4 protein-coding genes and 1 pseudogene are annotated in these 5307 nt (G+C 68.0%); 3 read left to right on the top strand and 2 right to left on the bottom strand.

Going from position 1 to position 5307, the window contains the following annotated elements:
• Both JFB92_RS27140 and JFB92_RS24730 read left to right on the top strand, forming a co-directional pair.
• Positions 1-138: pseudogene (locus tag JFB92_RS27140) on the top strand (ABC transporter ATP-binding protein); the annotation flags it as partial.
• A gap of 26 nt (positions 139-164) precedes the next feature.
• Entirely contained in the window at positions 165-2681 is a 2517-nt protein-coding gene (locus JFB92_RS24730) for an ABC transporter permease (RefSeq protein WP_199044594.1), read from the top strand.
• 58 nt (positions 2682-2739) lie between these two features.
• Here JFB92_RS24730 and JFB92_RS24725 read toward each other — a convergent pair whose 3' ends face one another.
• Together JFB92_RS24725 and JFB92_RS26770 are read right to left on the bottom strand one after the other, a co-directional pair.
• Positions 2740-4191, bottom strand: coding sequence for a sugar porter family MFS transporter (locus JFB92_RS24725; RefSeq protein WP_199044593.1), 1452 nt, complete (start codon positions 4189-4191; stop codon positions 2740-2742).
• A gap of 83 nt (positions 4192-4274) precedes the next feature.
• A complete protein-coding gene (locus tag JFB92_RS26770; RefSeq protein ID WP_199044592.1) occupies positions 4275-4721 on the bottom strand; it encodes a carboxymuconolactone decarboxylase family protein in 447 nt (148 codons plus the stop codon).
• 184 nt (positions 4722-4905) lie between these two features.
• On the opposite strand from JFB92_RS26770, the gene JFB92_RS26765 reads away from it, so the two are divergent.
• On the top strand, positions 4906-5046 hold the full coding sequence (locus JFB92_RS26765) for a hypothetical protein (RefSeq protein ID WP_199044590.1): 141 nt from the start codon (positions 4906-4908) through the stop codon (positions 5044-5046).
• Positions 5047-5307 lie beyond the last annotated feature (261 nt).

Below are 5307 nucleotides of genomic sequence, written 5' to 3'. Positions count from 1 at the left end.
TACGCCGACCGCGTCATCTTCCTCGCCGACGGCCAAATCGTGGACGAACTCCACGGGCCGACCGCAGGTGCGGTCATCGACAAGATGCGAGGCTTCGAGCAGCTCGCCCACAACGCCGCCGAAAGCGAGGCGGCCTAGCGATGCTGCGCGCCACCTTGAAGGGCATGGCGAGCCGGAGGTCCCGCCTGGCCCTGACCGGGATCGCGGTCGTGCTCGGCTCGGCGTTCATCGCCGCCGCGCTGGTGCTCACCGCCTCGATCGAGGCGACGGTCGACGAGCTCAACGAAGACGCCTATGTCGGATCCGAGGCGCTGGTCGAACCGGTCGAGCCCGAGACTCGGGGCGAACGGTTGGTCCGCGAGGGCGTGAGCGCCGAATCGCTCGCGGCCATCGAAGGCGATCCGGACGTGGCCGGCACCAGCGTCACCGTGAGCTGGATGATCAACGCGATCGGATCGGACGGCAAGATCGTCGGCGGGTTCGCGCCCACGATCGCCGTCAACTGGGGCGACGAGTCGATCGTCCGCGAGCTCCGTGAGGGCCGGGCCCCCGAGGCCGACGGCGAGGTGGCCGTCTCGGCCGCGTTCGTCGACGCAGCCGGATTCGGCCTCGGCGACACCGTCACCGCCTACTCGCTCGCCAGCGAGGAGACCGAGTACGACATCGTCGGCGTCTTCGGGTACAGCGGCGGGCGCGACTCCCTCGGAGGCGCCACCGAGCTGGCGTTCACCATGCCCGAGGCGCAGCGGCTGGTCTTCGAGGGCCAGGACGCCTACACCGCCGTGGCCGTCAGCGCCGCCGACGGCGTCACCGACGACGAGCTGGTCGAGCGGCTGGCGGCCGTCATCGGCGACGAGGCCACCGCGATCACCGTCGCCGACTACAACGAGGAGACCAGCGCCGAGACCGCCGAAGCGGTGCGGCTGATCGGCTTCTTCCTGCTCGGGTTCGGCCTGATCGCCGTGTTCGTATCGATGTTCCTGATCGCCAACACGTTCACCATCGTCATCACCGGACGGCTCAAGGAGTTCGCGATGCTGCGCGCCATCGGCGCCGGACGCGGCCAGGTCGTCCGCTCGGTCCTGGTCGAGGCGCTCGCACTCGGCACCGGCGCCGCGGTAATCGGCGCGGCGCTCGGCGTCGGAGGCGGGATCGGGTTGGCGAGCCTGGCCTCGAACCAGATCCTCGACACCGCCTCGTTCACCACCGCGGTGCCGGTCTCGGCAGTGCTCGCGGCCCTGGCCGTCGGCATCGGCGTGACCGTCCTGTCGGCGCTGCTTCCGGCGCTGCGGGCCTCCCGCATCATGCCGGTCGAGGCGATGCGGGACGCGGCCAAAACCGACAAGCCCATCACCGGCATCACCGTGCTCGGCTCGTTCATCGCCGGCCTGGGAACCGCTCTGATGATCTACGGTCTCGCCGCCGACCTCGGCGACCGCGACATCGCGTACGCGGCCGGCGGCGCGGCGCTGGCGTTCATCGGACTCACCCTGCTCACACCGTGGCTGTCGCGGCCGCTCGTCGGGATGCTCGGCCTGGTGTGGTCGTGGAGCTTCGCCGGGAAGCTGGGGCGGCGCAACGCGGCTCGGAACCCGCGTCGGACCGCCGTCACCGCCGCGGCCCTCATGATCGGCGTGACCCTGGTGACCACCGCGGCCACGCTCATGATGAGCATAGAGAAGAGCCTCGACGCGTCCCTGGACGACAATGTCGCGGCCGAGCTGTTCGTCACCGGACCGGTGTACTCCTCGGTTCCGGGGACCTTCGATCCGGCGCTGATGGAGGACATGCGCGCCGTCGAGGGGGTCGATGCCGCGGCCGAGCTCTACTACGACCCGGCGAAGATCGACGGCGCCGAGCAGATCGTCTACGCCTCCAGCGACCTCTCCGGGGGGCTGGGCCTCTACGGTGTCCCTGTCGAGCAGGGCTCGATCGCCGACCTGGCCGACGACGAGATCGCCGTGAGCGCCTCGACCGCCCAAGAGGCCGGGGTCGGGCTCGACGACACCGTATCGGTCGAGTTCACTCGCGGCGACGAGGCGCACGAGTTCACCGTCGCGGCCGTACTCGCCGACAGCGACAACATCAGCGGCTGGTTTGCTACCCCGGCGCTGGCCGAGGAGTTCTACACGCCCGAGCCCACCGAGGCCCTCATCGACGTCGCCGACAGCGCCGATATCGAGGCGGTCTCCTCGGCCCTGGACGGACTCCTCGCCGACGAACCGGAGGTGTCGGTCCAGAACCGCGAGGAGTACATCGAGGAGCTGACGGTGATGTTCGACTTCGCGATCATCGCGATCCAGGCCCTGCTGGGACTGGCGATGATCGTGGCCGTGATCGGCGTGATCAACACGCTGGTCCTGTCGATCCTCGAACGCACCAGGGAACTGGGGATGCTGCGCGCGATCGGCATGACACGCGGCCAGAGCGTCCGCATGGTCACCGTCGAGAGCCTCACGATCACCTTGTTCGGGGCCGTGCTCGGCATCGGTGTCGGGCTGGTCCTGGCCTGGGTGGCGCAGCGGGCGCTCGTCGAGGAGGGCGTGGAGATCTTCGCCGTGCCGACCGCCCTCATCGTCGGTTATCTCGCTGCGGCGGTGGTCGTCGGTCTGCTGGCGGCCATCGCCCCGGCGATGCGGGCCTCCAGAGTCAATATTCTGGGCGCCATCGCCTACGAATAACAAGGCCCGCAGGGAAACGGGAAGCAGGGGGCGGCCGTTCGGCCGCCCCCTGTCGCCGTCACGCGTCCCTGGGTCCGACTTTGCGGCCGGCCTCGAGGGCCTCCATGTCCTCCAGCTCGATGTTGCGGGTCTCGGGGACCGACTTGAGCACGAAGAAGAACGAGATGAGCGCGAACCCGGTGTAGAGGCCGTAGGCCAGGCCGAGGCCGATCTCGGACAGTTCGGGGAAGGTGGTGGTGATCAGCCAGTTGCTGATCCATTGGGCCGCGGCGGCGACGCCGAGCGCCGAGGCTCGGATCTGGTTGGGGAACATCTCGCCCAGCAGCACCCACACGGCCGGGCCCCAGGTGAAGGCGAATCCGAAGACGTAGACGTTCGCCGCGATGAGCGCGAGCACGCCGGCGCCGTCGCTGAGGACCGGACTGCCTTCGGAGTCGACCGAAGCGGTCGCGAAGATGATCATGAGCGTTCCCAGCGTCGCGAACATGGTCGCCGAGCCCGACAGCAGGAGCTTCTTGCGGCCCACCTTGTCGATCAGCAGGATCGCGATGATCGTGCCGGCGATGTTGACCACGGAGTTGAAGACGCTGGTCAGGAACGCGTCGTTCTCGCTGAAGCCCACGGACCGCCACAGCGTCGTCGAGTAGTAGAAGATGACGTTGATGCCGACGAACTGCTGGAACATCGACAGCAGGATGCCGACCCACACGATCGGGAGCAGTCCGAGGCGCGGGCCCCGCACGTCGGAGAACCGGGCGGGCCGGTCGTAGTGCAGGGACTCCTTGATCTCCTCGACCTTGGCGTCGCTGTCGCCCCCGACGTAGTGGTCCAGGACCGTCTTGGCCTTCGCGAACTGGCGTTTGGAGACCAGATAGCGCGGTGACTCCGGTATCTGCAGCGCCACCATGAAGTAGATGAACGCCGGGATCGCCTCGGCGGCGAACATCCACCGCCATGCGGTGCCGCCCCACGGCACCGATTCGGCCGCGCCTCCCGCGGAGGCTTGGATCACGTAGTTGACCAGCAGCGAGCTGAAGATGCCGAGCACGATCGCGAACTGCTGGAGCGAACCGAGCCGCCCGCGCAGGCGGGCGGGCGCGATCTCGGCGATGTAGGCGGGGGCGATGACGCTGGCCGCGCCGACGGCCAGGCCGCCGATGACCCGCCAGCCGGTCAGCTGGAACGGACCGGTGGCGAGGGCGCTCCCCAGTGCGGAGACGAAGAAGAACAGGGCCGCGGCCAGCATGACCTTGGTGCGGCCGTAGCGGTTGGCGAGCGCTCCGGCGAACCAGGCGCCGGCCGCGCACCCGAGCAGCGCAGAGGAGACGACGAACCCGATCGCCACCGAGGAGATGGCGAACTGGTCCTGCAGTGCGGTCACGGTCCCGTTGATCACCGCGGTGTCGTAGCCGAACAGGAAGCCGCCGAGTGCGGCCGCGATCGAGACGAACACCGCCGCAGCGGGAGAGGCGTGATCCGCTTCCAGGAGTCCTTCCTTGCCGGTCGCCATGCCTTACCCCCATCGGATACACGAGTCAGGTGCTGAGATCGTAAGCCCATTTTGCAGGTATCCGTATAGAAACGCGTCAAACGTCAAAGTCCTGGATCGATCTCGACCTCCAACGCGCGCAACAAGCGAGCGATTGCCACATAGGTGGATCCGGCGACGGTCAGCTCGGTCTGCTCGGCGGGTCCGAAGTGCGCGGCCAGTTCGGCGTCGTCTCGGGAGGCGACTCCGCCCAGGTGCTCGGCGTAGTTGAGCACGGCCCGTTCGGCCGGGTCGAAGCGATCTGAGTCGCGCCAATGATCGAGGCGCTCGATCTGATCGGCCGAGACTCCGGCGGCCGCCGCCATCGGCAGGTGGTGCGCGAGCTCGTAAGCCGATCCTTCGAGCCGGGCTATACGACAGATGACCAGTTCGACGTAGCTGCGCGGGACGGCCGCCTCGTAGCGGATCGCGTGTATGAGGTCGAGCAGCGGCCCGAGCACGGCGGGGGCGTGCGCGAGCGCCCGGTGCAGATTGATCGGCGGGCGCCCCACCGCCTCCAACCGAGCACGGGCGCTGCCCGGCAGCGGCGCCTGAGGTAGCCGTGAAACAGAGGAATCGCTGTTCAATGGTGTGACCCGTCTAACTTGTGATGCGTGATACGAGCTAAAGATCGATGTGCGACAATGCAAAGAAGGGGCAGACCGCCCACCCAAGCCTGCAATGGAGGAGGCCCAAGTGAGCACGTTCTTCAGTGTCGTCGGAGGTGTCGGAGTCGCGATCCTACTCGTCAGCGTGTCGTTGATGGCCTTCCTGGTCGTAGGCGCGATCTTCGGAGTAGGTGCCGGCATCGCCAAGCTGCGAGACGCCCTTACCTGACCCCCGCTCCCCCTTATGACCCGAGCCCACCCTGAAAGAGGGCCGCTGCCGATGGCAGCGGCCCTCCGACTTTCCGCCTCCACGAATCCTTGGCCCCGGCGCTGACCTGCTGGGCCTGCGGGCCGAGTGAACCGGTGGGTTGGCATGGCGGATGGACACACAAAAAGGAGGAGGGGCGGGCCTACACCGTTTCCGGTATGGGGCCCGCCCCTCCTCGCTTATGTTTAATGTTTGGCGGTGTCCTGCTCTCCCACACCCTCG

Origin of the sequence: Glycomyces salinus (assembly GCF_016428645.1) — a bacterium.
Classification (GTDB): domain Bacteria; phylum Actinomycetota; class Actinomycetes; order Mycobacteriales; family Micromonosporaceae; genus Glycomyces; species Glycomyces salinus.
Note: the sequence above shows the minus strand (reverse complement) of the source record. Positions and strands in the feature narration are given on the sequence as shown.